The following is a 346-nucleotide window of genomic DNA, read 5'->3' as shown; positions in this document are numbered from 1 at the left end:
GGTAAACTGGGTTGTAACATCGGGTCTTACGGACCATTCGCCCCACTTTCTGCGGATATCAGTGGCCAGCTTTTTAGCTATCTTCCCGTTAGTCAGCATCGGATGCGGTTCAACTATGATGCCCTTTGCACCCACCACCCTTTCTTCCAGCTTGTCGAAAACGCCAATCACCAGATCGTGGTTGTTGTCCAGCCAGCGCGCCTGCTGCCTCAGTGAAACCGCCCCCATCTGGCTGAGCTGATCGGCTGAACGATTTTCCTTCTGGGCTTTGTGGGTACGCGTTTGCTTTACCGCCTCATACGCCTTAATAACCGCACGGGCACGCAGGCGTGAGGCTTTCCAGCCC

At 55.2% G+C, this 346-nt stretch carries 1 protein-coding gene; it reads right to left on the bottom strand.

What is annotated here, in order from left to right; all coding sequences use genetic code 11:
* A partial coding sequence (locus AB8818_RS22920; protein WP_371200041.1) for a phage portal protein occupies positions 1-346 on the bottom strand: 346 nt, incomplete at both ends.

It is taken from the genome of Enterobacter sp. KB-280D8, assembly GCF_041399405.1.
GTDB lineage: Bacteria > Pseudomonadota > Gammaproteobacteria > Enterobacterales > Enterobacteriaceae > Enterobacter > Enterobacter cloacae_N.
Note: the sequence above shows the minus strand (reverse complement) of the source record. Positions and strands in the feature narration are given on the sequence as shown.